Source organism: Hymenobacter coccineus (assembly GCF_001816125.1).
Lineage (GTDB): Bacteria > Bacteroidota > Bacteroidia > Cytophagales > Hymenobacteraceae > Hymenobacter > Hymenobacter coccineus.
The window spans coordinates 1-26,065 of sequence record NZ_MDZA01000418.1; the positions used below are offsets into that span (position 1 = coordinate 1).

Sequence of the window (26,065 nt, forward strand, 5' to 3'; positions counted from 1 at the left end):
CGCCGCCGCTACCCCCGCGCCCACCGCCCCCGCGGCCCAGGAAGAAGTGCGTGACCTACCCGCCTTCACAAAGGTGAACCTGGCCACGTCGGTGGCCGTGGAGGTGCGGCAGGGCAGCCCGCAGCAAGTGGTGGTGGAGGGCGCCCCCGACGACCTGGCCCAGCTGCGCACCACCGTGGACGGCGAACGCCTCGTCATCGATACCAAATCGGGCGCCGACTGGCGGGAGTTTCTGCGCAGCCACCGCAACCTGGGCAAAGTGACCGTGCGCATCACCATGCCCACCATCAACGCGCTGGGCGTGAGCAGCTCCGGCTCACTGAGGGCCCCCAGCGTGCGGGCCGAAAACCTGAACCTAAGCGTGAGCAGCTCCGGCTCGGTGACGGTGGACCAGGTGCAGGCCACCAACGTGCGGGCGGCGGTGAGCAGCTCGGGCAGCGTGGGCATCGGCCAGCTGCAAGCCACCGAGCTGCACTCGAACCTGTCGAGCTCGGGCAGCATCAAAGTGGGCGGCGGCACCTGCCCGCGCCACGAAGTAGCCATCAGCGGCTCGGGCTCGGTGGCGGTCCTCGACTTGCAGTCGGCCACTTGCGAGGCGCGCATCAGCGGCTCGGGCAGCTGCCGCGTGCGGGCCACCGAAGCCCTCGACGCCCGCATCAGCGGCTCGGGCGACGTATTCGTGACGGGCAACCCCAAAATCACGAGCCGCACCAGCGGCAGCGGCAGCGTGCACCAGGGGTAAGGTTTTTAGTTAGCTCACGGATAACCTCACCCCCGGCCCCTCTCCTGCGGAGAGGGGTGCGTTCAATCGGCTCGTTGACGCTGCCGGTTCAGGTATTGGCACCCCTCTCCGCGGGAGAGGGGCCGGGGGTGAGGTTATGGATCTAAGCTACGCCCTAAGAAGCCTGTTTTTGGGCGTGCCAGAGCACCAGCTGCCAGCCCTGGGGCCCCTTGATGTAGGCCACGGCGTACTTGATGCGCGTGGTGAGGGGCTGGCCGTCGGGGCCGGGGCCCAGGTCGATGCGCACGGTGCCATTCACGAGGGCCGTGCGCTCGTCGTTGTAGGGGCGGATGCTCAGGGCTTCGATGTCTACTTGGTCGTAGCGGCTTTGGCCGGCGCGGATGCTCTCGATGTAGCTCGCCTTGCTGTCCTGGTGGCCGTTGGCGTGGGTGTAGACGAGGTCGTCGGCGAAAATTTTTTCCAGCACGGCGTAATCCTTGGATATTTGCGCGGCGAAGCGCTGGCGTTCGAGCTGTTCAACTTCCTGAATGGCGGTCATCTTGCGAAGGGAAATGCGCCCGGCCAACCCGGCCGGGGCCCCGCAAAGAAACCACCCGCCCGGCCCCCGCTTCGCCCCCGCTCCATGCCACACCTGCTCCTCATTCAATCGCCCGACGAGCCCGGGCTGATCTACAAAATCACCGCCGTGCTCTTCGCCCACGGCCTCAACATCCTGCGCAACGACGAGTTCGTGGAGCCCGCGGGCAACGTGTTTTTCATGCGCACCGAATTCGCCGGCGGCTTCGACGCCGGGGCCCTGGGCGCGGCCCTGGCGGGGGCCCTGCCCGCCGCGGCCACCGTGCGCCTGAGCGACAACCGGCCCAAAGACGTGGTGCTGCTCGTCACCAAAGAGCACCACTGCCTGAGCGAGCTGTTGGTGCGCCACGCCTTTGGCGAGCTGAACGCCAACGTGTTGGCCGTCGTCAGCAACCACGAGGTGCTGGGGCCCCTCACGCGCCAGTTCGGCGTGCCCTTCCACTACCTGCCGCACGCCGGGCGCAGCCGCGAAGCCCACGAGGCCGAGGTGCTGGCCGTGCTGGCCGGCTACCGGCCCGATTTGGTGGTGCTGGCCAAGTACATGCGCATCCTCTCACCCGCGTTTGTGGCGCCCTACGCCAACCGGCTGGTCAACATCCACCACTCGTTTTTGCCGGCCTTTGTGGGGGCCAGCCCCTACGCCCAGGCCCACGCGCGGGGCGTAAAAATCATCGGCGCCACGGCCCACTTCGTGAACGAGCAGCTCGACGAGGGCCCCATCATCGCCCAGCGCGTCATCCCCACCGACCACACCCGCAGCGCCCGCGAAATGGCCCAGGCCGGCCGCGACGTGGAGAAAATCGTGCTGGCCCGCGCCCTGGAGCTGGTGCTCGACGAGCGGGTATTCGTGCACCGCAACAAGACGGTTATTTTCGACTAATGGGCCGGGAGGCTACCCGGCAGCCGTTTAGAGAGTGTATTTGACCGTCATGCAGAGCGCGACGGAGCATCTTTACTGCGGCAGTAATTAATGAATAGTGAGCGGGAGAGATGCTTCGGCTGCGCTCAGCATGACCGTCCTTTTCCACTTATTGAAATTGAATACTTATTGAGCCAGTTGAGCCAGCCAGCCGGCACCGCCCCGGGAGAAAACTACTAGATAAACGAACATTTGTTAGTTAATTCCAGTAGCTTTGTTAGCTCCCACCCACCCTGGCACTCATGCTCTTCAACCCCGCGGCCGAGCGGATGCCCCTGCCCCGGCTGCGGGCCCTGCAAAACGAGCGCCTGCGCGCGCAGGTGGCCTACGCGCACGCCCGGGTGCCGTTCTACCGGCAGCGGCTGACCGACGCGGGCCTCACGCCGGCGGGCTTCCGCGGGCTGGAGGATTTGCCCCGGTTGGGATTCACTCAGAAGTCGGATTTCCGGGATACTTACCCCTTCGGCCTGTTTGCGGTGCCCGAGGCCGAGGTGGCGCGGCTGCACTGCTCCAGCGGCACTACGGGCAAGGCCACGGTGGTGGGCTACACCGCCGCCGACCTCGAAGTTTTTGCCGAGCTGGTGGCCCGCTCGCTGGCCGCCGCTGGCTGCCGGCCGGGCATGAAGCTGCAAAACGCCTACGGCTACGGCCTCTTCACCGGGGGCCTGGGCATCCACTACGGGGCCGAAAAGCTGGGCCTGACGGTCATTCCCGTATCGGGCGGCAGCACCGACCGGCAGCTGCAACTACTGCAAGACTTCCGGCCCAAAATCCTCTGCGCCACGCCCTCCTACGCCCAGGTGCTGGCCGAAGAAATCGGGCGGCGCGGCATCGATCTGGGGGCCCTCAACCTGCAATTCGCCGTGCTGGGGGCCGAGCCCTGGACGGAGGCCATCCGCCAGCAGGTGCAGGCCGGGCTGCGGGTGGCGGCCACCAACATTTACGGCCTGAGCGAGATTATGGGCCCCGGCGTGTCGCAGGAAGACGTGGACGAGCGCGGCACGGGCAGCTACGTGTGGGAAGACCACTTCTACCCCGAAATTGTGGACCGCCTCACCGGCGAGCCCCTGCCTTACGGCGAGCCGGGCGTACTGGTGCTCAGCACCCTAACCAAGCAGGCGCTGCCGATTTTGCGGTACTGGACGGGCGACATTACGCACCTTACCTACGAGCATTCGGGCAAGCGCACCCACGTGAAAATGGGCCCCATCCAAGGGCGGGCCGACGACCTGCTCATCATCCGGGGCGTCAATTTCTTCCCCACCCAAATCGAGGACCTGCTCCAGCACGCCGAGCACCTGAGCCCCTACTACCAGGTGGTGGCCACCCGCCGCGGCCGCCTCGACGAAGTGGCGGTGCACGTGGAAGTGGCCGCCGCCCTGTGGCAGGCCCTCAGCCTGGGCCCCCAGCGCCGCTGCGGGACCCTTGCCCGAGGCACTGGTGCACGTGCAGGGCGCGCTGGAAAGAAAAATCAAGGACAACATCGGCCTCCGCATGGCCGTGCACCTGGTGGGCCCCGGCCAGCTGCCGCGCAGCGAGGGCGGCAAGCTCAACCGGGTGCAGGACCTGCGCCCCCGGGGCCCCAAATATTACCTTAACCTTATCAATAATTAGTTGCTTATCATGGTAGAAACCAAGAAAATATCGAAGCGCCAGCTAATCCTGGACGAGGCCGCCAAGCTTTTCAAAGACCGGGGCTACGGCGGCACTTCCATGCGCGATTTGGCCGGGCAGGTGGGCATGGAGGCCGCCAGCATGTACAACCACATCAAGGCCAAGGACGAGATTCTGGCCAGCATCTGCTTTCGGATTTCCGACCTGTACATCTCGCAGCTGGGCGAAATTTCGGCCACCAACACCAGCTACGGCGACAAAATCAAGGCCCTGATTCGCCTGCACATCCGGCTGATGGTGGAGGACGGCCCTGCCGTGTCGGTGGCCAACCACGACTGGAAATACCTGCCCGAGCCCAAGCTGGGCGAGTTTAAGCAAGCCCGCAAAACCTACGAAAAAGGCTTCGCCGCCCTCATCGAAGCTGGCATCGCGGCTGGCGAGTTTCAGCCCGTGAACGTGTCGGTGGCCCTGTTCACCATCCTCTCCGCCGTGCGCTGGATCGAGCTGTGGTACCGCCCGGGCCGCGACCTGTCGGCCGAAGAGCTGGAAGCCAACATCATCACGGTGCTCCTCCACGGCCTGGAGCGCAAGTAGTTAGGGCCCTGGGGCCACCAGCCGCTACAGTAGCAGGCTCACCAGCGAGAGCACGAGGATGATGCCCAGCACCGGACTGATGTCGCGCGGGCGGCCCAGCAGCACCCGCAGCCCGCCCCAGGCCAGCAGCCCGCAGGCCAGGCCCGTGGCGATGGAAAAGCTGAACGGCATCAGGAAAACGGTGAGCAGCGCCGGCACGAACTCCTCGAACTTATCAAAGTCGAGGCGACGGATTTCGCCCACCATCAGCAGGCCCACCAGCACCAGGGCGGGGGCGGTGGCGTAGGCCGGCACCACGCTGATGAGCGGAATAACGGCCAGCGACCCCACGAACAGCAGCGCCGTGACCACCGCCGTGAGGCCCGTGCGCCCCCCGGCCGCAATGCCCGTGGCCGACTCGATGTAGGCCGTGCTGGGCGAGGTGCCGAGCAGGCTGCTGGCAATGGCGGCCACCGCGTCGAGGTTCAGCATCCGGTTCAGGCCCCGGATTTTGCCGTCGGGCTGCCCCAGGCCGGCCGCGCCGGCGCAGGCCACCAGCGTGCCCAGCGAATCGAAGAGGCTGACGTAGAACAGGGCGAAGATGGGCCCCACCAGGCTCCAACGCAGGGCCCCCAGCACGTCGAGCCGAAACGCCACCGGCGCCAAGCTGACGCTGCTGGAAAACACCGCCGCCGGCGGGGCCACCAGCCCGGCCGCCGCCGCCGCCAGCGTGGTGCCCACAATGCCGAGCAAGATGGCGCCCGGCACCCGCCGGATGTGCAGCGCCAGCGTGCCAAACAGCCCGGCCACACTGATGACTACCGGCGGCGTGAACTTGCCCAGCGCCACCAGCGTGGCCGGGCTGGCCACCACCAGGCCCATGTTGCGCAGCCCAATCAGCAGCAAAAATGCCCCAATGCCCACCGGAATGGCCGCCACAATAACCGGCGGAATAGCGGCCACCAGCTTCTCCCGGGCCCCTATGAGGCTCAGAAACAGAAACAACACGCCGGCCCAAAACCCAATACCCAGCGCCACCGGCCACAGCACGCCGTTGGTGAGCACGAGGGTGTAGCTGAAGAAGGCCGTCAGCCCCAGGCCCGGGGCCACCGCCACCGGCACGTTGGCCCCAAAGCCCATCAGGGCCGTGGAAAAGGCCGTGACCAGGCACGTGGCGGCAATCAAAGCGGGCTTGTCGAGGCCGGCGGCGCTGAGCGTGGCCGGCACCACAAACACGATGTAGGCCATCGTGAGGTAGGTGGTGGCGCCGGCCGCCACTTCGGTGCGTGCCGTGGTGCCGTGCTCGCGCAGGCGGAACAGTTTTTCGAGGAGCGGCATGGGCGAATTTGGGGTTAAAGTTGGGCGCGGCGAGCTGTATCGCCAAGCTGTGCTTGGCCTTGCCCCAGGGGCCCCTAGAGCAGCATAGGCAAGGCCAAGCACAGCTTGGCGGTACAGCCCTGGGGGCCCTACTTGGGCAACTTATCGCGGCAGGTGGCCCAGTTGTCCACCAGGCTGTTCACCACTTTGGCGCCGGTCAGGTAAGCCGCTTCGAGGGCGGGCAGGTAGGCCGAATAGCCCTTGTCCTGGCCGTGCTCCTCGTTAGCCAGGCTCTGGATGGCGGTGCTGCCGGGGTGCTGCATGGTGAAGTTGCTGGCCGTGCGCAGCACCAGGAAGCGCTGAAAATCGACCTTGCCGGCCTTGGCCAGGAACTCCAGCGACTGGCCGGTGCCGGTGTCTTCCATGGCCGACGTCACGAAGTTGCCTTGGCCCTGGGTCCAGTATTTTACCCAGTCGTTGGCCCACTGGGTGGCGTATTGGCCGTGCCAGTAGGTCATGGCCGCCAGGTGGTCGCCGAGCATCACGCGGGGCGGTTGCTGGGCGGCGGGCGTGGCGGTGTAGGCCGTGCGCAGCTCCCGGATTTTGTCGTTGTCGGGCAATTTCAAATCCTTGGTCAGGCCGTAGGCCCAGTGCACCAGGCCGGGGTTGAGGTGCAGGGCGTTGTTGTACTCGCCCTCGCGCATGGGCTGCTGGTAGGGCTGGGTTTTGCTGAGCGGCAGGTAGCCGGTGGTCCAGCCGGCGGGCATCTCGCGGGGGTCGATTTCGTGGGCCAGGTCGCCGTCCACCAGCCACTCGGCCCACACCGCCGAGCCCGTGCTGCCGTCGGCGGGGTCGATGCCGGCAATGCCCGCCACCAGCCAGTAGGCGTGCGAAAGGTCGAAGCGCGGGTCCAGGCCCAGGGCCATAATGGAGGCCGCCGACCGCGCCGTGCCCATGCCGGTGCAGATGCCCAGCACCTGCTTGTCGGCGTTGTAGCGCAGGGCGCGGTAGCCCTGCGGGAAGGCGATGGTTTGCGCCAGCGGCAGCCGCTCCACCCAGTACTGGAACTCGCCGGGTGTGTCGCCGGTATCGGCCCCGCGCTCGAACATCGTCACCACCACCACCCGCACCGGCAGAGGCTTGGCTGCCCGCGCGGGGGCCCCGGCCAGGGCTCCCACCAGCAGCATTATCAGCGTAGCAAGGCGTTTTATCATGCGAAGGAGGGGTTGAGGTGAATGACGTTGGATGATTTGGCAGGCCAATCGCAACGGTGAAAATCGAGCAAAAAGAACGGTCATGCAGAGCGCAGCGAAGCATCTTTATTGCAGTAGTAATCAGGGTTAGTTACGCGGGAAAGATGCTTCGCTGCACTCTGCATGACGGCCTATGGGCCCTCGAAAAAGTCATCGTTCCTGATTCAGCCGCGCCACGAAGGCGTCCCATTTGGGCTGCCAGGCGGCGCGGGCTTTTTGCTTTTCGGCGGGACTTAAGAAGCTGTAGTCGATGCCGTTGAGGGAGATTTTTTTTAGGGCGCGCAGGTCGAGCTCCCAGGCCAGGGTGGTGGCCCAGTAGTCGGGCGTCACGCCCACGTAGTCGAAGATGCCGGGGTCGTCGGAGCTGATGGAAATCTGGATGCCGTGCCGCAGCCAGGCGTGGGCCGGGTGCAGGCGCAGGTCGCCGATGTAGCCCAGGATCTGGTTGCTGAGCGGGCTCACTTCCACGCAGATGTTTTCGCGGCGCACCAACTCTTCGGCCGCCGGGAAGAACGAGAGGTTGAAGCCGTGGCCGATGCGGCGGCTGTGCAACAGGGCCGCGTCGTAGAGGTTGGCGGTGTGGCGCCAGGTGCTCTCGCCGTCGTGCAGGCACAGCGGCAGGTCGGTGCCGTAGGCGGCGGCCAGCGAGTCGCGGGCCAGCCACACGGCCCGGAAGAAATCGGTGGGGTGGCCGGCGTCTTCGTGCGCCACCAGGTCGTAGGCGGCTACCAGGTCGGGGTAGCGCCGGCGCAGCTGGTAGGCCTGCGCTAGGTCGGCCCGGATGGCGGCCGCGGCGCGGAAACGCAAGTTGGTGTAAATGAGCCGGAACGTAAACGCCGGCTCGCGCCCGGCCCGCACCTGCTGCTGCGCCTGCCGCAGGTAGCGGATGATGGAATCGGCCGGGAAGGCGCCAACCGGGTGGCGCAAATCGTAGAGGCTGCCGTTCAGCGACGAGCGCAGCTCGACGTGCTGCACGCCGTCGGCCGCCAGCGAGTCGAACATGGCCGCGTACATGTCGCGGAAAATGGGCTGGTAGCTGGTGAAGCCGTTCATGCGCTGGAAGCACTGCTCGAAGGCCCGCCACACATCGGCCGAGTCGCGCCCGGTGCTGGCGTCGAACGTCAGCAAGTGGTGCAGCTTCTGCGGAAACTGGCGCACCGTGTCGTTCAGGACCCCCGCGGCGTAGAAGCCGGCGGGCGCCTCGCCGGCCCGGAAAAACCGCATTTGTCCTTTGAGGTACTGCCCGCTGGCGGGGCCCCAGTACACGTAGCAGTTGGGTTCGCGCAGGGCCCGCTGCACCAGCCACCACGGGCTGGCGCCGGCGTTGGGGTGCAGGTGGTGCACGCCGCCCTTGGGCATGGCCAGCAGCAGCCGGTAAAGGCGCGTGGCGTACATCTGCCGGCGCACCAGGAAGAAGTTGTGGGCCGGCGGGAAGTAATTAACTGAATCGTAATGAGCAACTAACTGCTGCCGCAGCTGCACCAGCTTGCGGTTGGCGCGCTGCTCGGCGGGCGTCAGCACGATGGCCGCGTCGAACGCTCGGGCGCTGTCGGCGCGCACCAGCGCCTGGCGCTGCCGCTCGTAGGCGGCGCTGCTTTTGCTGGGCGGCGCGGGGGCCCCGCCGGGTGCGCGCCGGGCCCCCTGGCACAGCCGGCCAGCGCCAGTAGCAAAGCCAGCAGCAGCCCGGGGCCGCGGTACTTTTGGGGCCCCGAGCCCTTTTCCAACCAAGCCCGTGCCGCCTGTGCCATCATTATTTTGCCAAGGGTGTTCGGCGCTAAAGTAGCAGGCACGGGCGGCGCGGCCCAAAATGCAGGGCCTTTTGCGCGCCGCCGGGGCCCCGGGAACTGGGCGTAATAGCCCGACCTTTGCAGTTCGCGTTGCGCACTTCGCCCTATCGATTACCGTTGAGCAACCGGGCCGCGGCGCGGACTCGCAGCACCCACGATACAATTCGCGCCACGGCTTACTGCCCGTTATCTTCTTTGGCCACCCTCCCACCCATGAGCCGATTCCATTCCCTCGCCGTCAAAAGCATCACCCGCGAAACGCCCGACTGCGTGAGCGTGGCCTTCGAGGTGCCCGCCGAGCTGCGCGAGGCCTTCCGGTACGTGCCGGGTCAGTACCTCACGCTGCGCCGCACTCACGGCGGCGAGGAACTGCGCCGCTCCTACTCGCTGTGCAGCAGCCCCTTGGACGACGAGTGGCGCGTGGCCATCAAGCAAGTACCGGGCGGCCGGTTCTCCAGCCTGATGGTGGGCGACGGCCTGCGCCCCGGCGACCGCCTCGACGTGATGCCGCCGCAGGGCCGCTTCACCCCGCCCGCCCTGCACCCTGAAAATGCCAAATTGTACGTGCTCTTCGCGGCGGGCAGCGGCATCACGCCCGTGTTTTCCATCGCCAAAACCGTGCTCCTCACCGAGCCCCACAGCCAGGTGTACCTGGTGTACGGCAACCGGGGCCGCAACTCCATCATTTTCAAGGAAGGCATTGAGGCCCTGAAGAATAAATTCCTGACCCGCCTGAGCGTGTACCACGTGCTGAGCCGCGAGCAGGGCGACGCCGACCTGCTCTTCGGCCGCATCGACGGCGAAAAAACCGGGCAGTTTTTGCAAAAAATTGTGCCCGCCGCCCGCATCGACGAGTGCTTCATCTGCGGGCCCGAGGAAATGATTCTGGGCGTGAAGGAGGCGCTGGCCGACGCCGGCGTGGCCCCCGAAAAAGTCCACTTCGAGCTGTTTGCCTCCGGGGCCCCCAAAGCCACCCCGGGCCCCAGCCGTCCCGCCGGCACCGACGACCAGAAGAGCCAGGTAAGCGTGCACCTCGACGGCCGCGCCTACCGCCTCGACATGTCGTACTACGGCGACACAATTCTCGATGCCGCCTTGGCCGCCGGGGCCGACGCGCCCTATTCCTGCAAAAACGGCATGTGCAGCACTTGCCGCGCCCGCGTCACGGCCGGCACCGCCGCCATGGACGTAAACTACTCGCTCTCCGAGGATGAAATAGCCCGCGGCTATGTCCTCACCTGCCAGGCCCGCCCCACCGCCGCGCAGGTGGCGGTGGATTTCGACCAGTAGCCGGCCCGTCGCGCCGGACTGCCGGCTTTTCGCCGGCTGCCCGGCAATCGTTGAATTGCTAACAGGGCCGACTGCCGCTGGGCCCCTAAACTGCGGCAACGATTAGCGGGCTGCCGGCAAAAAAGCCGGCAGCCCGCCCCTGAGCTACGCGCGGACCACAAAGTCCGCGCTACAGGAGTGCTACTTGCCGGCCAAAAACTTGCCGATGTTGTCGTTCAGGAACTTAGCATCGGCGGGGTTGCTGGCGGCGCCGGCGGTGTGGCCCCACAGCGACGGGATGGGCAGCAGCGTGACGCCGGGGATGAAGGCGGCCTCGTAGCGCGCGTCGCCCACGGGGAAGTACAAATCCGTTTCCGAGGGCATGTAGAGGATGGGCGCCTTGATGCTGCGCAGGGCCTTCTCGACGTCGCCGCCGAAACCGGGGGTGGTGCCCACGTCGTGGTGCTCCCAGGTGCGCATTTGCAGGATGAGGTCGTTGGCGTCGGCTCCGGGGATGAAGTGGGTGCGGTAATTATTTAGCACCTGCTCGAAGGTGGTACCGGGCTTCTCGTCGCTGCGCCACAGCTCTTTGCGCCACCACTCCTGCGAAAACAGCCAGGCCGTCCACACCGTAGCGAAGGCCTCGATGCCCTTGGTGGGCGGGGTTTTGTAGTCGCCGTTCATGAAGGCCGCGTCGGCGGTGAGGGCGGCAATCTGGCCTTCGAGGCGCACCACGCCGTGCGGGTAGTTCTTGGCCGTGCCCGAGGTAGCCACCAGGCGGTCGGCGAAGGTGGGGTAGCTCACGGCCCACTGAAACGCCTGCTGGGCGCCCATCGAAAAGCCGATGAGGGCGCGCAGGTGGGTTATTTTCAGCTCCTTGGTGAGCAGCTCGTGCACGGCCTGCACGTTGTCGCGGATGGTCATGACGGGGAAGCGGGGCCCGTGGAACGGCTCGGGCGTGTTGCTGGGCGACGACGACTTGCCGTTGCCGAACAGCTCCGTCGTAACCAGGAACAACTTGGTCGTGTCCAGGCACTTGCCGGGGCCGATGAGCCACTCGTAGCCGTGGTGGCCGGCCATGTAGTGCGAGGGCAGCAGCACGGCGTTGTCGCGCTGGGCGTTGAGGTGGCCGTAGGTGCCGTAGCCCACCCGGGCCTGGGGCAGCATCGCCCCGCCCTCGGTGCGAAAGTTGGCCAGCACGAAGAAATGGTGCGGCACCCGGTCGGCCGGTTTGGGGGGCGTTTGGGCCCCGGCGGCGACGAAGCAGAACAGCAGGGCGAGCGTAAGGAGTTGGCGCATAACGAAGAATTAACAGGACAAAAGCCACCGCGGCGGCCAGCGGTTTTCGCCGCGCGGCGCGGTTGTTCGTAAAGGTAGCCGGCGCACGGCCCCGCCCGGGGCCCTCACGCGCCCTTCATCCGCCCCGGTAATGGACCAACCTGCTACCTCCCCTTCCGCTTCGGCCTCCCTCACCCACTACGCGCGGCGCGTGGGCGTGGCGGTGGGCATCGTGTTCATTGTCTTGTTCTTAACGGGGCTGCTGGGCACGGCCTTTGGGGTGTTTTTGCGGGTGCTGGCGGCGCTGCTCATTGCCCTGCCGCTGCAAGCCGGGGCCCAGTGGCTGCACCGCCGCACGCGCCTGCCGCAGGGGCTGGCGCTGCTGCTGGTGGCGCTGCTGGTGGTGGGGGCCCTGGGGGGCGCGGGCTGGCTGTTTTCGACGCGCATCGGCGGGCAGGTGCAGGAGCTGCAACAGCAGCTGCCGCAGGCCCTGCGCGACGTGCAGGAGCGCGCGCGCGGCACCGAGTGGGGCCAGTGGCTGGCCAACGAAAACCTCGATTTCGGCCGCCTCACGGGCGGCGGCTCGGCCTGGATGGGCCGCATCACGGGCATCTTTTCCACCACCTTCAGCGTGCTGGCCGACGCCTACGTCATCATCTTTCTGTCGCTCTTCATTGCCTTGCAGCCTAAGCTGTACCGCGCCGGCCTGGTGATGCTGGTGCCCAAGCCGGGCCGCACCCGGGCCCACGAAGTGCTCGACAAAATCAGCGATACGCTGGTGAAGTGGGTGCTGGGCCGGCTGGTGTCGATGCTGGCCGTGGGCGTGCTCACGGCGCTGGGGCTGTGGGCGTTGGGCATGCCGCTGGCCTGGGTACTGGCCCTGTTCGCGGGGCTGGTCACGTTCATTCCCAACATCGGGCCCATCATTTCGATGGTGCCGGCGCTGCTGCTGGCCTTCTTCCACGGGGGCCCCACGGAGGCGCTGTACGTGCTAGCGTTATACCTGGGCGTGCAAACGCTGGAGAGCGCGGCCGTGTCGCCAGTGGTGCAGCAGCGGCTCATTCTGCTGCCGCCGGCCCTCATTTTCGTGGGGCAGCTGGTCATCGGCTCGTTCACCGGCCTGCTGGGGCTCACGCTGGCCACGCCCATCATCGCCATCGGCGTCATTCTAGTAAAAATGCTCTATGTGCAGGACGTGCTGGGCGACGAATCGGTGGACCTGTAGCCCGACCGCAGCGCCCACGCTACAGCATTTATTTCAAGGCCATAATCTGCTTTAGCTCGGCCGCCGACACCGTGAGCAAGCCCACTTTGGGCAGGCGCTCGGTGAGGATGCGCCAGTTGGGCTCCTGCTGGAAAATGGGCTTGAGCAGGGCCAGGGCGGCGGGCACCTGCTGCTTGTTGGCCAGCGTGATGGCGTGCCAGTACTTCATTTCCAGGTTTTGGGGAACATCTTTTCGGCCGCCTGGTACTCCTGGATGGCGGCGGGCATATCATTTTTCTCCACGGCCAGGTCGCCGGCGTTCATGTGGTCGTAGGCGCGGTGCAGCTTGAGGAGGCGGCGCAGCTCCACAAGCGGCTTGTCGGCGTCATCCACGCGCAGGTCCACGAGGCAGTCGGCCCAGGGGCCCTCGGTGGCGGTGCCGCGCACCACCAGCAGCGCCGCCGACTGCCGGCCGCGGATGTCGCCCCCGGCGGCCTGGGCCGCATCGAGGGCCCCCAGCACGCGCTCGGCCAGCGGCAGGGCGGCGCCGGCTTCGTAGGCCTTGGCCATCGCCCCCCACACCGTGTTGTTCAGCATCATGTTGGCCTGCACCGAGAACTGGGGGCCCTGCTGGTGGCCGGCCATGTCCACGCACTTTTTGCCGGTGTGGGTGGCCACGCGGCCCTGGTTGTCGAGGATGGCCACTTGACGCACGTCGCGGCCTTCGTCGGCGGCCAGCAGCTCGTCGAGCGCCTGTTGGGCCGACTTGCCGCTTTTCAGCAAAGCCAGGCCGCGCAGGCCGAACGACTTGTTGGTGAACGACTGGGTGGCCACCACGCCCACCCCGGCCTCGGCCCAGCTCACGCTGGTGCCCACCGAAAACCAGTGGCTTTGCACGGCCACGGCCATTTCGCCGGTCTTGGCGTCGCGGGCCACGATGCTGAAGGTGTGGGCCAGGGGGTCGGTGGCCGAGTAGATGGATTGGGCGGCGGCGGGCAGCGCCAGCCAGGCCAGCACGAAGAGGAGTAACTTGGGCAGCATATAATAGAAGGAGGAAGAGAAGGGACTAAAGCTATTTAGAAAAGTCGTTGAAAACGGTCATGCAGAGCGCAGCGCAGCATCTTTCCCGCGCAACTAATCCAATCGATTGATCTGCTGCCGCGGGAAAGATGCTTCGCTGCGCTCTGCATGACGTTCTGTTTGGTATTACTGGGTCACTGAATAGCATCGCGGCAATGTTTCAGCCGCGGCCCAAGGTACGGCCGCCGCCGGGGCCCTAATAATTTTTCGTTACTTTTACAAACTAACGCTTGTTAGCCCACGTTATCAGTTCATGGAAACGCTCGAAAAAGACCTCAGCCGCGACGACCAGTTCCAGGCCCGCATCGACGCCGACGTGCGCATCGAGCCCAAGGACTGGATGCCCGACGCCTACCGCAAGACCCTGATCCGGCAGATTTCGCAGCACGCGCACTCCGAAATCGTGGGCATGCTGCCCGAGGGCAACTGGATTACTAGGGCCCCCAGCCTCAAGCGCAAGGCCATTTTGCTGGCCAAGGTGCAGGACGAGGCCGGCCACGGCCTCTACCTGTACAGCGCCGCCGAAACGCTGGGCGCCAGCCGCGACCAAATGCTGGCCGACCTGCACAGCGGCAAAGCCAAGTACAGCAGCATCTTCAACTACCCCACCCTGAGCTGGGCCGACATGGGCTGCGTGGGCTGGCTCGTGGACGGCGCCGCCATCCTCAACCAAGTGCCGCTGTGCCGCACCAGCTACGGGCCCTACGCCCGGGCCATGGTGCGCGTGTGCAAGGAGGAAAGCTTCCACCAGCGCCAGGGCTTCGAAATCATGCAGACGCTCTGCGCCGGGGCCCCCGTGCAAAAGGAAATGGCTCAGGAAGCCCTCAACCGCTGGTGGTGGCCCACGCTGATGATGTTCGGCCCGAAGGATTCCGAGTCGCCCAACACGGAGCAGAGCATGAAGTGGCGCATCAAGCGCTTCACCAACGACGAGCTGCGCCAGAAATTCGTGGACATGATGGTGCCCCAGGCCGAATTCCTGGGCCTGACCGTGCCCGACGAAAAGGCCCAGTGGAACGAAGCCCGCCAGGCCTACGACTTCGGCGAGGTGGACTGGAACGAGTTCTGGAGCGTGGTAAAAGGCAACGGCCTCTGCAACCACGACCGCCTGCAAGCCCGCGTGCAAGCCCACGAAGAAGGCGCCTGGGTGCTCGAAGCCGCCCTGGCCCACGCCGCCAAGCGCGCCGCGCGGGAGGCAGTGGCGGCGTAGGTTTTAAGTTTCTAGAAAAGAACGTCATGCCGAGCGCAGCCGAGGCATCTCGCGTGCTCCACTAACTCAATCGATTGGTCTACTGCTACACGCGAGATGCCTCGGCTGCGCTCGGCATGACGAACTGGGGCCCCAACAATAAAAGTATTATGTCGCAATCCGAATGGCCCTTGTGGGAAGTGTTCATCCGCAGCAAGCAGGGGCTGGACCACAAGCACGTCGGCAGCCTGCACGCCGCCGACGCCACCATGGCCGTGCAAAACGCCCGCGACGTGTACACGCGCCGCCTGGAGGGCGTGAGCATCTGGGTAGTGGAGTCAACCCACATCCACGCGTCAAACCCCGACGAGGCGGCCGAGTTCTTCGACCCAGCAGCCGACAAAGTGTACCGGCACCCCACGTTTTACACCGTGCCGGATTCCATTAAGCATATGTAAGTACTTAGCTTTTAGCTGATGGCCTCTAGCTGTTAGCTTCTGTTACACTGCATATATTTAGGTAAGAGCTAATAGCTAACGGCTATCAGCTAAAAGCTCAGAAAATGGACCACCCCGCTGATTTGCAACCCGCCCCCGCTGCCATTGCCCACGCCCCCACCGTGCGGCAGCAGCTCTTCGAATTTGTGTTGCAGCTGGCCGACACCAGCCTCGTGCTGGGCCACCGCCTGAGCGAGTGGTGCGGCCACGGGCCCGTGCTGGAGCAGGACCTGGCGATGGCCAACATCGCCCTCGACCTATTGGGTGAAACCCGCAGCCTCTACCAGTACGCCGCCGTGCTCGAGGGCCAGGGCCGCACCGAGGACGACCTTGCCTACCTGCGCCCCGCCACCGCCTACCGCAACCCCCTGCTAGTGGAGCAGCCTAACGGGGACTTCGCCCACACCGTGGTGCGCCAGTTCTTGTTCGACAACTACCACTACCACTTGCTGCTAGCGCTGAAAGACAGCCCCGATGCGCCCCTGGCCGGCATCGCCGAGAAGTCGGTAAAGGAAGCGGCCTACCACCTCAAGTGGAGCTCGGAGTGGTTGATTCGCCTGGGCGACGGCACCGCCGAAAGCCGCCAGCGGCTGGATAAGGCCCTGGCCACGCTCTGGCGCTACGCCGCCGAGCTGACCACGCCCACCGCCACCGAGGCCGCCCTGCAAGACCTGGGCCTCGTGCCCGACTACGGGGCCCTCGCGCCCGCCATGCAGGCCCACGCGGCCCACGTGCTGGCCGAAGCCACCGTGCCCACGCCTCAATTTGCGCCCTTCGCCCAACGCGGCGGCAAGGGCGGCCAACACTCCGAGCACCTGGGCTACCTGCTCGCCGAACTGCAGTACATGCAGCGCGCCTACCCTGGCCTGACGTGGTAGCCACCGCCACTGGGGCCCCCACCGAGGCCCGCGTCTGGGAGCTGCTGGAGGAGGTGACGGACCCCGAAGTGCCCGTGCTCAGCATCCTCGACCTGGGCATTGTGCGGTCGGTAAGCGTGGCGGGGCCCCAGGTGACGGTGACCATCACGCCCACCTACTCGGGCTGCCCGGCCATGAACACCATCGCCACCGACATCCGCCTGCGCCTGCTGGCCGGGGGCATCACCCAGCTCACGGTGCACAACCAGCTCAGCCCGGCCTGGACGACCGACTGGATGAGCGCCGCCGGCCGCGCCAAACTTACCGCCTACGGCATTGCCCCGCCCGTGGACGGCACCGCTACCGGCCACGTGCTCAATTTGTTCGGCAAAGCCACGGCCGTGGCCTGCCCGCTGTGCGGCTCGGCCCACACGCAGCTCGTCAACCAGTTTGGCTCCACGGCGTGTAAGGCCCTCTACCAGTGCCAGGACTGCCGCGAGCCCTTTGATTACTTCAAGTGCCACTGAACCGGCGCCGTTCGCATTTAGCATTTATCGGTCAACATTCGTCAACTTGCCGGGCCGCGCTTGCCCGCGCCGGCGTTGCCGAATCAGGCCTTGTTAAACGCTAACCGACCAATACCCCATGATAAACGACCACATGACCATCGGCATCATCGGCAGCGGGGCCATGGGCGCGGGCATTGCCCAGGTGCTGGCCACCGCCGGCCACCCCGTGCGCCTGCTCGACCAGCACGCCGGGGCCCTCGAAAAAGCCACGGCCGGCATCGAGGCCAACTTGCGCCGGCTGGTGGAAAAAGGCCAGCTCTCGGCCGACGCCGCCGGCCTGGCCGCCGCCCGCCTCAGCCCCACCACCTACCTACCCGATTTTGCCGACTGCGAGCTGGTGATTGAGGCCGTGGTGGAAGACCTGGCCGCCAAGCAGCAGCTGTTTCGGGAAGTGGAGCCGGTGGTGGCGCTCGAATGCATTCTGGCCAGCAACACGTCGTCGCTCTCGCTGGCGTCCATTGCCGCGGCGTGCCAGCGGCCGGAGCGCTTTATTGGCTTGCACTTTTTCAACCCGGCCCCGCTCATGCGGCTCGTCGAAATCATACCGGCGGTGCAGACCCGCGCCGGCCTGGCCGACGAGCTTAGGGCCCTGGTGCTGGGCTGGGGCAAGCAGCCTGTGGTGGCCCAGGATACGCCCGGCTTCATCGTGAACCGGGTGGCGCGGCCGTTCTACGGCGAGGCCCTGCGCATCCTGGAAGAGGACCTGGCCGACGCGCCCACCATCGATTGGGCCCTGACGGCGCTTGGCGGCTTCCGTATGGGGCCCTTCGCGCTGATGGACTTCATTGGCCACGACGTGAACTACCGCGTGACGGAAGCCGTGTTTGCCGGCTTTTACTTCGACCCGCGCTACCGGCCCGCCATCACCCAGAAGCGCCTGCTGGAGGCCGGCTTTTTGGGGCGGAAGTCGGGCCGTGGCTTTTATGACTATTCCGCCGGGGCCCCGCGCCCGCCCCCACCCAGGACGAGACGCTGGGCCACATCATTTTGTACCGCATTTTGGCCATGCTCATCAACGAGGCGGCCGACGCGCTGCACCGCGGCGTGGCCTCGCGCGACGACCTGGAGCAAGCCATGACCCAGGGCGTGAACTACCCCCACGGCCTACTGGCCTGGGCCGACGCCCTGGGCCCGCCCCGCGTGCTGGCCTGGCTCGACGCCCTCTACGAGGAGTACCACGAGGAGCGCTACCGCGCCAGCCCGCTGCTGCGCAAGCTGGCCCGAACCAACCAGTTATTCATCCCGCATGAGCGCGTTGCCCAAGCCTGACGCCGGGGCCCCCACCCCGGCCGAAGCCGTGAAAGACCTGATGCTGGCCCACGACGCCTTCAGCCGCTGGCTGGGGGTGGCCGTGGCCGCGGTGGGCCCCGGCTACGCGCGCCTCACGCTGGCCGTGCGCCCCGAAATGCTCAACGGCTTCGGGGCCCTGCACGGCGGCGTCACGTTTGCGGCCGCCGACACGGCCTTCGGGCTGGCCTGCAACAGCCACGGCCGCCAAGCTGTGGGCCTGAGCGTGACTATTGACTACCTCGAAGCCGGCCGCCCCGGCGACCTGCTGACGGTGGAAGCCCGCGAGGAAAGCCTCAAGCACAAAATCGGCGTCTATCAGGTGCGCGTCAGCAACCAGCACGGCACCGTGCTGGCCCTGTTCAAAGGCACCGCTTACCGCTCAGACAAGGAAATCCCGGTTTGAAACCGTCTGTAGCGCGGACTTTGTAGTCCGCGGCGCTCGCTTCGTCCTGCCGATAATCGTTGGACTATTACTCAAAAACGCGGACTACAATCGGAGGTCAGCACAGCTAAAGTTCAAGCTATAACTATCGGGCAAGACGAAGCAAAAGCCGCGGACTTCAAAGTCCGCGCTACACGCGCCGAGCCCGTTTAAGCACGCGGACTCGCAGAGTTCACGCTACATTACTTTTATGAAAGACGCATTTATCGTTGACGGCATCCGCACGCCGATTGGCAACTTTGGCGGGGCCCTGGCCACCGTGCGGCCCGACGACCTAGGGGCCCTGGTGATCCAGGAGCTGCTGCGGCGCAACCCCACGGCCGACCCGGCCGGCGTGGCCGATGTGCTGCTGGGCTGCGCCAACCAAGCCGGCGACGACAATCGCAACGTGGCCCGCATGGCCCTATTGCTGGCCGGCCTGCCGGCCTCAGTGCCCGGCGAAACCGTGAACCGCCTGTGCGCCAGCGGCCTCTCGGCCAGCGTGGCGGCGGCCCGCGCCATCCAGTGCAGCGACGGCGACCTGTTCATCGCCGGCGGCGTGGAGAGCATGACCCGGGGGCCCCTGGTGATTTCCAAGGCCAGCGCCGCCTTCGGGCGCGACGCGCAAATGGCCGATTCAAGCTTCGGCTGGCGCTTTGTCAACCCCCGCATGGAGGAGCTGTACGGCACCGACAGCATGGGCGAAACGGCCGAGAACCTGGCCGAACGCGACGGCATCAGCCGCGCCGACCAGGACCGGTTTGCCCTGGCCTCGCAGCACAAAGCCGCCGCCGCCCAAAGCAGTGGCCGCCTGGCCCAGGAAATCGTGCCCGTGCCCATTCCGCAGCGCAAGGGCGCGCCGGTGCTGTTTGCGGAGGACGAATTCATCAAGGCCACCACCACCGCGGAGGGCCTGGCCAAGCTGCGCCCCGCCTTCCGCAAAAACGGCGGCACCGTGACGGCCGGCAACGCCTCGGGCCTGAACGACGGGGCCGCTGCCCTGCTCCTGGCCTCGGCAGACGGCCTGAAGCAGCACGGCCTCACGCCCCGGGCCCGCTTCGTGGCGATGGGCGTGGCCGGCGTGGAGCCGCGCTACATGGGCATCGGGCCGGTGCCGGCCACCCAAATGGCGCTGAAAAAAGCTGGCCTCACGCTGGACCAAATCGACCTGATTGAGCTCAACGAAGCCTTCGCCGCCCAAAGCCTGGCCTGCACCAGGGCCCTGGGCCTGGCCGACGACGACCCGCGCCTCAATCCGAACGGCGGCGCCATTGCCCTGGGCCACCCCCTGGGCATGAGCGGCGCCCGCCTCCTCCAAACCGCCGCCCTGGAGCTGCACCGCCAGCACCTGCGTTACGCCTTGGTGACGATGTGCATCGGCGTGGGCCAGGGCTACGCCGCGATTATTGAACGGGTGTAAACGGCTTTGAACGGCTGTAGCGCGGACTTTGCAGTCCGCGGCTTTCGCTTCGTCCTGCCGATCACCGTTTGGCGACCGTTCAAAAACGCGGACTACAAAGTCCGCGCTACATTCTAATCCTTCCTTCCCCATGCCCACCCAACTGCTCGAAAACTACACCCTTGGCCGCTGGCTGCCCGGCGGGGGGCCCCAGCAAGAACTGCTCGACGCCAGCACCGGCGAAACCATCGCCCTGGCTAACACTGAAGGCGTTGACTACGAAGAGGTTTTGGCCTACGGGCGGCGCGTGGGCAACCCCGCGCTGCGCAAAATGACCTTCCACGAGCGGGGGCGGATGCTGAAGGCGCTGGCATTCCACTTGCAGGAGAAAAAGGAGGTTTTTTACGAGCTGAGCTACCGCTCGGGGGCTACGCGGGCCGACTCGTGGATCGACATTGAGGGCGGCATCGGCAACCTGTTTGCCAACGCCTCGCTGCGGCGTAAATTCCCCGACAAGCCGTTTTACGTGGAGGGCGAGCCGGTGGGCCTGAGCAAGGGCGGCACCTTCGTGGCCCAGCACCTGCTGGTGCCCAAGGAGGGCGTGGCCGTGCACATCAACGCCTACAACTTCCCCATCTGGGGCCTGCTGGAGAAGATTGCCGTGAACCTGCTGGCCGGCATGCCCGCCGTGGTGAAGCCCGCCGTGCCCACGGCCTACCTCACCGAGGCCGTGGTGCGCGAAATCATCGCCTCCGGCATCTTGCCCGCCGGGGCCCTGCAGCTGGTGTCGGGCTCGGGCCAGGGCATTCTCGACCACCTCACCTACCAGGACGTGGTGACCTTCACCGGCTCGGCCGTCACCGGCCGGCTGCTGCGCGCCCACCCGCGCATCATCGAAGAAGCGGTGCCCTTCACGATGGAAGCCGACTCGCTGAACGCCGCCGTGCTGGGGCCCGACGCCCGGCCGGGCACGCCGGAATTCGACCTCTTCGTGAAGGAAGTGCGCAAGGAAATGACGGCCAAGTGCGGGCAGAAGTGCACCGCCATCCGCCGCGTCCTTGTGCCCGCCGAGCTGCTGGAGGACGTGCAGATTGCCCTGGGCAAGGCCCTGGCCCAGACCACCATCGGCCACCCACGGGCTGAGGGCGTGCGCATGGGGGCCCTGGCCGGCCGGGCGCAGGCCGCGCAGTTCCGCGCCCGGGTGCAGGAGCTGGCCCGCCACACGCCCATCGTGTACGGCGACCTGGACAACGTGGAAATCCGGGGCCAGGACCTGGGGGCCCACGCCGGCCGGGGCGCCTTTGCCTCGCCCATCGTGCTGCGCAACGACGAACCGTTTCGCCACCTCGACAGCCACGAAATCGAGGCCTTCGGGCCGGTGGTGACGCTGATGCCCTACCACGACCTGGGCGAGGCCGTGCAACTCGCCAACCTCGGCCGCGGCTCGCTGGTCTGCTCGCTGGCCACGGCCGACGCGGGCGTGGCCACGGAGTTTGTGCTGGGCGCGGCCACCCACCACGGCCGCATCCTGGTGCTGAACGAGGAGATGGCCAAGGAGAGCACCGGCCACGGCGCGCCGCTGCCGCAGCTCATCCACGGGGGCCCCGGGCGGGCCGGCGGCGGCCAGGAAATGGGCGGCATCCGCGGCGTGGAGCACTTCATGCAGCGCGTGGCCCTGCAAGGCTCGCCGAGCATGCTTACGGCCATCACGCAGGTGTACCAGGCAGGGGCCCAGCAGATTGAGCGCGACAAGCACCCTTTCCAGCACTACTTCGAGGAGCTGGAAATTGGACAGACCTACACCACCCACCGCCACACCGTGACGGAGGCCGACATCACAAACTTTGCCCAGGTGTCAGGCGACAACTTCTACGCCCACGTGGACGCTACTTCGCTGGACGGCACGCTGTTCACGGGGCGCGTGGCCCACGGCTACTACATCCTCAGCAAGGCCGCCGGCATGTTCGTGGACCCGCGCAAGGGCCCCGTGCTGCTCAACTACGGCCTCGACGAGTGCCGCTTCACCAAGCCCGTGTACCCGGGCACCACCATCGGCGTGCAGCTGACGGTGAAGGAGAAGGTGGGCCAGGAAAAGCGCGACGCCGCCGACGTGGCCAAGGGCATCGTGCGCTGGCTGGTAACCGTGACCGACGAAACCGGCGACACCGTAGCCGTGGCCACGATTTTGACCATGGTAAAGCAGCGGGCGCAGGAATAAGCGCTGGGGGTAACCGTTGGATATCCTCAATTCGCGGTATATTATTGGCCCAATTAGCCCACTATTATACCGGCACACGGTTGTTCCGCCCATAGTTGCTTGCCATGCCTACTGCCCTTTCCATTACCACCCCCGCCGACTACGCCGCGCAACTGGTGGCCGAACAGGTTCGCGCCGAAAAAGCAGAGGCCGCGCTGGCCCAGGCCCGCGCCCGCGTAGCCGCCCTCGAAAACGAGCTGGTGGCCGCCGCCGGCAGTGCCCAGCGCCACCACGCCCAGCTGGTGGCGCTGGTGCAACGCTTGCAAGTGGGCTTGGTGTTGGTCGACCACGAAGGCCAGATTCAGTTCGTCAACCAGCATTTCTGGGAGCTGTTCGGCCTGGTGCCCGTGGCCAACCCAGCGGCTGGGGCCCCGGGCATTCCCCCGGCGGCCGTGAACATCGACGACGCGTTTCAGGACCCGGCCGCCTTCGCGGCGCGGGCCTGGGCACTACACACGGCCGGGCAAACGGTGCTGCGGGAAGAATTCGTTCTCGCCGACGGCCGAACCCTTGAACTCGACTACCTGGTGCTGGACCAGGCGCAGGCCGGCCGCCTGATTTGCTACCGCGACGTGACCGCTCGCCACCGGCTCGACGCGCGCCTGCGCACGCTGGCCCACATTCCGCGGCACAACCCCAACCCCATCTTACGGGTGGCCGCCACGGGGGAAATCGTGTACGCCAACCCCGCCGCCGCCGCCCTGCTGGGGGCCCTGGCCACCGATGCGCCAGGGGACTTGTACCAGCGGATGCTCGCGCTGGTACACGCCGCCCTGGGCACGCCCGCGCCGCACCCGCAGGAGCTGGCCGTGGCCGAGCAGCAATTCTTAATTTACCGCCGTGGCCGTGCCTGGCTATGATTACGCTACGCTGTACCTGACCGACGTGACGGCACAGCAGCAAATTGCTCAGCAGCTGGCCGAGCAGCGCACATTCTACGAGAGCGTGTTGGAGCAGGTGCCCATGGCGGTGGCTGTGTTCGATGCCCAGCACCGCTACCTGTTCGTCAACCCCGTAGTGGAGCCCGACCCCATTACCCGTGCCTGGATGCTGGGCAAAACCAGCACAGAGGCCTGCCAGCGCCAGCAGCACCCCGCGGCCGTGGCCCAGCAGCGGCAAGCCGCCTTCGCCGAAGCCCTGCGCGAGCAACGGGCCGTGAGCTGGGACGAGCAGCGCGCGAACAGCGCGGGGGTGGAGTACATGCAGGTGAGCTACCAGCCCATGCCAGGCCCCACGGGCACGCGGTGGGTCATTGCCACGGGGGTGGATATCACGGAGCGCAAGTTCGCCGAAGCACGCATGGCCGAGCAGCGGGAATTCTACGAATCCATCCTGAACTTACTCCCGGTGGACGTGGCCGTGTTCGATGCCCAGCACCGCTACCTGTTCGTCAACCCCGCGGCGGTTACGGACCCCGAAGTGCGCCGACAAATGATTGGGCTGACCCAGGGCGAATACCTGGCCCGCCGCCCCCACCAGCCGGCGGGCCTGCTCGAGCAGCGGCAGCACTACTTCGCGCAGGCCATGCGTACGCGGCAAGACGTGATTTGGGAAGAGCTGCGCCCCGGCCCGCAGCTGATGCTGCGGCGGCTGCGGCCCGTTTTTGCGGCCGACGGCGTGTTGCGGCTGGTCGTGGGCTCGGGCATCGACATCACGGCCCGGCACGAGGCCGAGGAGCGCCAGCGCCGGGCCCAGGCACTGCTCCAGGAACAGCAGGACTTCACCCGCCAGGTGGTGGACGCCCTGCCGGACGCGCTGTACATGATGGGCCCCGACGGCCACCCGGCCTTCGCCAACGCGGCCTACAGAGCGTCGGTTGTGCACAATTCCCATTCCCAGCACGGCGCGGAAAAGAATGCCATTGTGCAGGACGAGCTGCGGCAGATTGGGGCCCTCGACGACTTGGTAATGCGCACCCAGCAGCCCCACTCGCGGGAATTGACCTTTACGCTGACCACCGGCGAAAAGCGGTACTTCAACGTACAAAAGCAGCCCATGCGGCAGCCCGACGGGCAGCCGGGCATCCTCACGGTGAGCAGCGACGTGACGGCGATAAAGCGGGCCCGGCAGGCCCTGGAGCAGCGCGAGAAGCAGTACCACGACCTGGTGTACTACTCGCAGGCCCTCATTTGCACGCTTGATTTGCAGGGCCGGCTGCTCTCGGTGAACCCCGCCATCGAGCAGCTACTGGGCCTGCCAGCCGACCAGCTGGTGGGGCACTTCCTGTACGAAACCATGCTGCCCGAACACCACGCCGGGCTGCAGGAATACCTCGACAACCTGAGCCATCCCTCACCTAACCCCCAGATAATAAAGATCCTCACCGCCACCGGCGAGCGGCGCTACCTGAACTATTACGCCCACCGCGTGGCCGAGCCCGGCCAGCCGCCCTACGTGGTAGCCTCCGGCTACGACGTGACGGCGGGCGTGCGGGCCCAGCGGGCCCTGCAACAAGCCAAACAGGAAGCCGAGGAAAACGCCCGCGCCAAGGAGGCCTTCCTAGCGCACATGAGCCACGAAATCCGCACGCCGCTGAACGGGGTGCTGGGCATGGCCGCCCTGCTCCAGAAAACACCCCTCACCGAGCCGCAGGCCGAGTACTTGCACACCATGCAGCACGCCGGCCGCCACCTGCTGGCCCTGCTCAACGACGTGCTGGACATGGCCAAAATCACGGGCCAGCACTTGCAGCTCGACCACGCGCCCTTCGACCTGGCCGTGGCGATGCAGGGCGCCGGCCAAACAGTGGCCGCTCTAGCCGAAGAAAAAGGCTTGCAGCTGACGGTAGCCCTGTGGCGCGAAGGCCTGGACCCGCGCGTACTCGGCGACGCGTACCGGCTGCACCAGGTGCTGCTCAACCTGCTCAGCAACGCCATCAAGTTCACCGAGCGGGGGCGCGTGCGATTGGGGGCCGACGTGCTGCGCGACGCCCCCGGGGGCCTCACCGTGCGCTTTTGGGTGGAGGACACCGGCATTGGCATCGCGCCCGAGCAGCAAGCCCACATCTTTGAGGCCTTTACTCAGGCCAGCGCCGAAACCAGCCAGCGCTTTGGCGGCACGGGCCTGGGGCTGGCCATCAGCCAGCAGCTGGTGGCCCAGATGGGCGGCGTGCTGCGCCTGACCAGTACGCCCGGTCACGGCACCACCTTTGCGTTTCAGCTCACGCTGCCCCGCCCGGCCCGGCCCGCCGCACCGGCCCTGCCGCCCGCCGCCCCGGCCTACGATGGGCTGCGGGGCCGGCGCGTGCTGCTGGCCGAGGATAACCCCGTCAACCAGTTCATTGCCGTGGTGGTGCTGGAGCGCTGGGGCATGCAGGTGCAGGCCGTGGCCAACGGCACCGACGCGCTGGACTACCTGCGCACCCAGCCCTTCGACGCGGCCCTGCTCGACATTCGGATGCCGGGCCTGAGCGGGGTAGCCGTGACGACCGCCATCCGCCAGCACCCCGACCCGGTGCGCGCCACCGTGCCCATCATCGCCCTCACGGCCAACGCCTTCGATACCGACCGCGCCGGTTACCTGGCCGCCGGCATGGACGCCTGCCTCACCAAGCCCTACGAGGAAGCTGCCCTCTACCAGCTGCTGGTGCAGCTGCTGGCCCGCGCCCCCGACCCCGCCGACCAGTAGCCAGCCGGGGTCCCAGGAAATAATTAAAAATTAAGAATTCTGGCAGTGGCCTAAAACGGGGTGGTCCGGCGAATTGCCCGAAGGGCTTCGTCGGGCCACTCTGGCTAAAGAACGGTGGCTTCAGGCAATGGTAAGAGTGGCCCGACGACTGAAAAAGTCGCCGGACCACCTCGTTTTAGACCACCGCCAGAATTATAAATTAAATATTTGGTTGTCAGATGTTTAATTTATAATTCTTAATTTTTAATTTCCGCCAAAAAGGTGCCGCCGCCGGCGAACCGCGCGGGCTCCACGTGCCGGTCTTTGAGGTACTGCAAGTACACGGCGATGTCGTCCATCCGGGCTTG

Annotated in this window: 24 protein-coding genes and 1 pseudogene; 18 read left to right on the forward strand and 7 right to left on the reverse strand. The window is 66.4% G+C overall.

Features of this window, described 5'->3' with window-relative positions:
• The coding region (locus BEN49_RS20170; RefSeq protein ID WP_070746227.1) for a head GIN domain-containing protein at positions 1 to 742 on the forward strand (742 nt) is incomplete at its 5' end.
• A gap of 154 nt (positions 743 to 896) precedes the next feature.
• Here the strand turns inward: BEN49_RS20170 and BEN49_RS20175 are convergent.
• The gene (locus BEN49_RS20175) at positions 897 to 1,280 is read right to left on the reverse strand and encodes a nuclear transport factor 2 family protein (protein WP_070746242.1); all 384 of its coding nucleotides are present in this window, start codon (positions 1,278 to 1,280) and stop codon (positions 897 to 899) included.
• Between the two features lie 84 nt (positions 1,281 to 1,364).
• Between BEN49_RS20175 and purU the strand changes: the two genes are divergently transcribed.
• From purU to BEN49_RS20190, 4 genes and pseudogenes are all read left to right on the forward strand, one after another.
• On the forward strand, positions 1,365 to 2,198 hold the full coding sequence (gene purU, locus BEN49_RS20180; protein WP_070746228.1) for a formyltetrahydrofolate deformylase: 834 nt from the start codon (positions 1,365 to 1,367) through the stop codon (positions 2,196 to 2,198).
• Between the two features lie 308 nt (positions 2,199 to 2,506).
• A pseudogene (locus BEN49_RS20185) lies at positions 2,507 to 3,610 on the forward strand (phenylacetate--CoA ligase); the annotation flags it as partial.
• A gap of 121 nt (positions 3,611 to 3,731) precedes the next feature.
• Positions 3,732 to 3,851, forward strand: a complete 120-nt coding sequence (locus BEN49_RS31030) for an acyl-CoA synthetase family protein (protein WP_369073223.1) — start codon at positions 3,732 to 3,734, stop codon at positions 3,849 to 3,851.
• A 9-nt stretch (positions 3,852 to 3,860) separates the two neighbouring features.
• Positions 3,861 to 4,445 carry a TetR/AcrR family transcriptional regulator gene (locus tag BEN49_RS20190; RefSeq protein ID WP_070746243.1) on the forward strand — a complete coding sequence of 195 codons (585 nt, stop codon included), beginning with the start codon at positions 3,861 to 3,863 and terminating at the stop codon, positions 4,443 to 4,445.
• Positions 4,446 to 4,469: 24 nt separating this feature from the next.
• Here the strand turns inward: BEN49_RS20190 and BEN49_RS20195 are convergent, their stop codons facing one another.
• The 3 genes from BEN49_RS20195 to BEN49_RS20205 form a co-directional block, all read right to left on the reverse strand.
• Positions 4,470 to 5,762: an NCS2 family permease gene (locus tag BEN49_RS20195; protein WP_070746229.1), complete on the reverse strand. Its 1,293-nt coding sequence runs from the start codon at positions 5,760 to 5,762 to the stop codon at positions 4,470 to 4,472.
• Positions 5,763 to 5,890: 128 nt separating this feature from the next.
• Positions 5,891 to 6,955, reverse strand: coding sequence for a purine nucleoside permease (locus BEN49_RS20200; RefSeq protein WP_083326287.1), 1,065 nt, complete (start codon positions 6,953 to 6,955; stop codon positions 5,891 to 5,893).
• A 189-nt stretch (positions 6,956 to 7,144) separates the two neighbouring features.
• The gene (locus tag BEN49_RS20205; RefSeq protein ID WP_125917055.1) at positions 7,145 to 8,722 is read right to left on the reverse strand and encodes a hypothetical protein; all 1,578 of its coding nucleotides are present in this window, start codon (positions 8,720 to 8,722) and stop codon (positions 7,145 to 7,147) included.
• A 272-nt stretch (positions 8,723 to 8,994) separates the two neighbouring features.
• Between BEN49_RS20205 and paaE the strand changes: the two genes are divergently transcribed.
• Positions 8,995 to 10,071, forward strand: coding sequence for a 1,2-phenylacetyl-CoA epoxidase subunit PaaE (gene paaE / locus BEN49_RS20210; RefSeq protein ID WP_070746232.1), 1,077 nt, complete (start codon positions 8,995 to 8,997; stop codon positions 10,069 to 10,071).
• A gap of 180 nt (positions 10,072 to 10,251) precedes the next feature.
• Here paaE and BEN49_RS20215 read toward each other — a convergent pair whose 3' ends face one another.
• On the reverse strand, positions 10,252 to 11,349 hold the full coding sequence (locus BEN49_RS20215) for an alpha/beta fold hydrolase (RefSeq protein ID WP_070746233.1): 1,098 nt from the start codon (positions 11,347 to 11,349) through the stop codon (positions 10,252 to 10,254).
• Between the two features lie 130 nt (positions 11,350 to 11,479).
• Here BEN49_RS20215 and BEN49_RS20220 point away from each other — a divergent pair, with 130 nt between their 5' ends.
• Positions 11,480 to 12,553: an AI-2E family transporter gene (locus tag BEN49_RS20220; RefSeq protein ID WP_083326289.1), complete on the forward strand. Its 1,074-nt coding sequence runs from the start codon at positions 11,480 to 11,482 to the stop codon at positions 12,551 to 12,553.
• Positions 12,554 to 12,581: 28 nt separating this feature from the next.
• On the opposite strand, the gene BEN49_RS30670 is transcribed toward BEN49_RS20220, so the two are convergent.
• Positions 12,582 to 12,761, reverse strand: a complete 180-nt coding sequence (locus tag BEN49_RS30670; protein WP_317040484.1) for a hypothetical protein — start codon at positions 12,759 to 12,761, stop codon at positions 12,582 to 12,584.
• Complete coding sequence (locus BEN49_RS20225) at positions 12,758 to 13,573, reverse strand: DUF1028 domain-containing protein (RefSeq protein ID WP_317040485.1); 816 nt, start codon at positions 13,571 to 13,573, stop codon at positions 12,758 to 12,760. Before BEN49_RS20225 ends, BEN49_RS30670 begins: the two co-directional genes overlap by 4 nt.
• 292 nt (positions 13,574 to 13,865) lie before the next feature.
• Here BEN49_RS20225 and paaA point away from each other — a divergent pair, with 292 nt between their 5' ends.
• The 11 genes from paaA to BEN49_RS20275 all read left to right on the forward strand — a co-directional run bounded on the left by paaA (position 13,866) and on the right by BEN49_RS20275 (position 25,718).
• The gene (gene paaA, locus BEN49_RS20230) at positions 13,866 to 14,822 is read left to right on the forward strand and encodes a 1,2-phenylacetyl-CoA epoxidase subunit PaaA (protein ID WP_070746235.1); all 957 of its coding nucleotides are present in this window, start codon (positions 13,866 to 13,868) and stop codon (positions 14,820 to 14,822) included.
• A 149-nt stretch (positions 14,823 to 14,971) separates the two neighbouring features.
• Entirely contained in the window at positions 14,972 to 15,259 is a 288-nt protein-coding gene (gene paaB, locus BEN49_RS20235; RefSeq protein WP_070746244.1) for a 1,2-phenylacetyl-CoA epoxidase subunit PaaB, read from the forward strand.
• Positions 15,260 to 15,363: 104 nt separating this feature from the next.
• Complete coding sequence (paaC, locus tag BEN49_RS20240; protein WP_083326290.1) at positions 15,364 to 16,176, forward strand: 1,2-phenylacetyl-CoA epoxidase subunit PaaC; 813 nt, start codon at positions 15,364 to 15,366, stop codon at positions 16,174 to 16,176.
• Positions 16,170 to 16,682, forward strand: coding sequence for a 1,2-phenylacetyl-CoA epoxidase subunit PaaD (paaD, locus tag BEN49_RS20245; RefSeq protein WP_070746236.1), 513 nt, complete (start codon positions 16,170 to 16,172; stop codon positions 16,680 to 16,682). The genes paaC and paaD overlap by 7 nt, the downstream gene beginning before the upstream one ends.
• A 118-nt stretch (positions 16,683 to 16,800) precedes the next feature.
• Entirely contained in the window at positions 16,801 to 17,802 is a 1,002-nt protein-coding gene (locus BEN49_RS20250) for a 3-hydroxyacyl-CoA dehydrogenase NAD-binding domain-containing protein (RefSeq protein WP_204376173.1), read from the forward strand.
• Complete coding sequence (locus BEN49_RS29015) at positions 17,730 to 17,993, forward strand: 3-hydroxyacyl-CoA dehydrogenase family protein (RefSeq protein ID WP_204376174.1); 264 nt, start codon at positions 17,730 to 17,732, stop codon at positions 17,991 to 17,993. The genes BEN49_RS20250 and BEN49_RS29015 overlap by 73 nt, the downstream gene beginning before the upstream one ends.
• Positions 17,971 to 18,417 carry a hydroxyphenylacetyl-CoA thioesterase PaaI gene (gene paaI / locus BEN49_RS20255; RefSeq protein ID WP_070746237.1) on the forward strand — a complete coding sequence of 149 codons (447 nt, stop codon included), beginning with the start codon at positions 17,971 to 17,973 and terminating at the stop codon, positions 18,415 to 18,417. The genes BEN49_RS29015 and paaI overlap by 23 nt, the downstream gene beginning before the upstream one ends.
• Positions 18,418 to 18,646: 229 nt before the next feature.
• The gene (gene pcaF, locus BEN49_RS20260) at positions 18,647 to 19,855 is read left to right on the forward strand and encodes a 3-oxoadipyl-CoA thiolase (protein WP_070746238.1); all 1,209 of its coding nucleotides are present in this window, start codon (positions 18,647 to 18,649) and stop codon (positions 19,853 to 19,855) included.
• Between the two features lie 130 nt (positions 19,856 to 19,985).
• On the forward strand, positions 19,986 to 22,052 hold the full coding sequence (gene paaZ / locus BEN49_RS20265; protein ID WP_070746239.1) for a phenylacetic acid degradation bifunctional protein PaaZ: 2,067 nt from the start codon (positions 19,986 to 19,988) through the stop codon (positions 22,050 to 22,052).
• A gap of 104 nt (positions 22,053 to 22,156) precedes the next feature.
• The gene (locus BEN49_RS20270; protein WP_070746240.1) at positions 22,157 to 22,951 is read left to right on the forward strand and encodes a PAS domain-containing protein; all 795 of its coding nucleotides are present in this window, start codon (positions 22,157 to 22,159) and stop codon (positions 22,949 to 22,951) included.
• The gene (locus tag BEN49_RS20275) at positions 22,932 to 25,718 is read left to right on the forward strand and encodes a PAS domain-containing protein (RefSeq protein ID WP_070746241.1); all 2,787 of its coding nucleotides are present in this window, start codon (positions 22,932 to 22,934) and stop codon (positions 25,716 to 25,718) included. Before BEN49_RS20270 ends, BEN49_RS20275 begins: the two co-directional genes overlap by 20 nt.
• Positions 25,719 to 26,065: the final 347 nt, after the last annotated feature.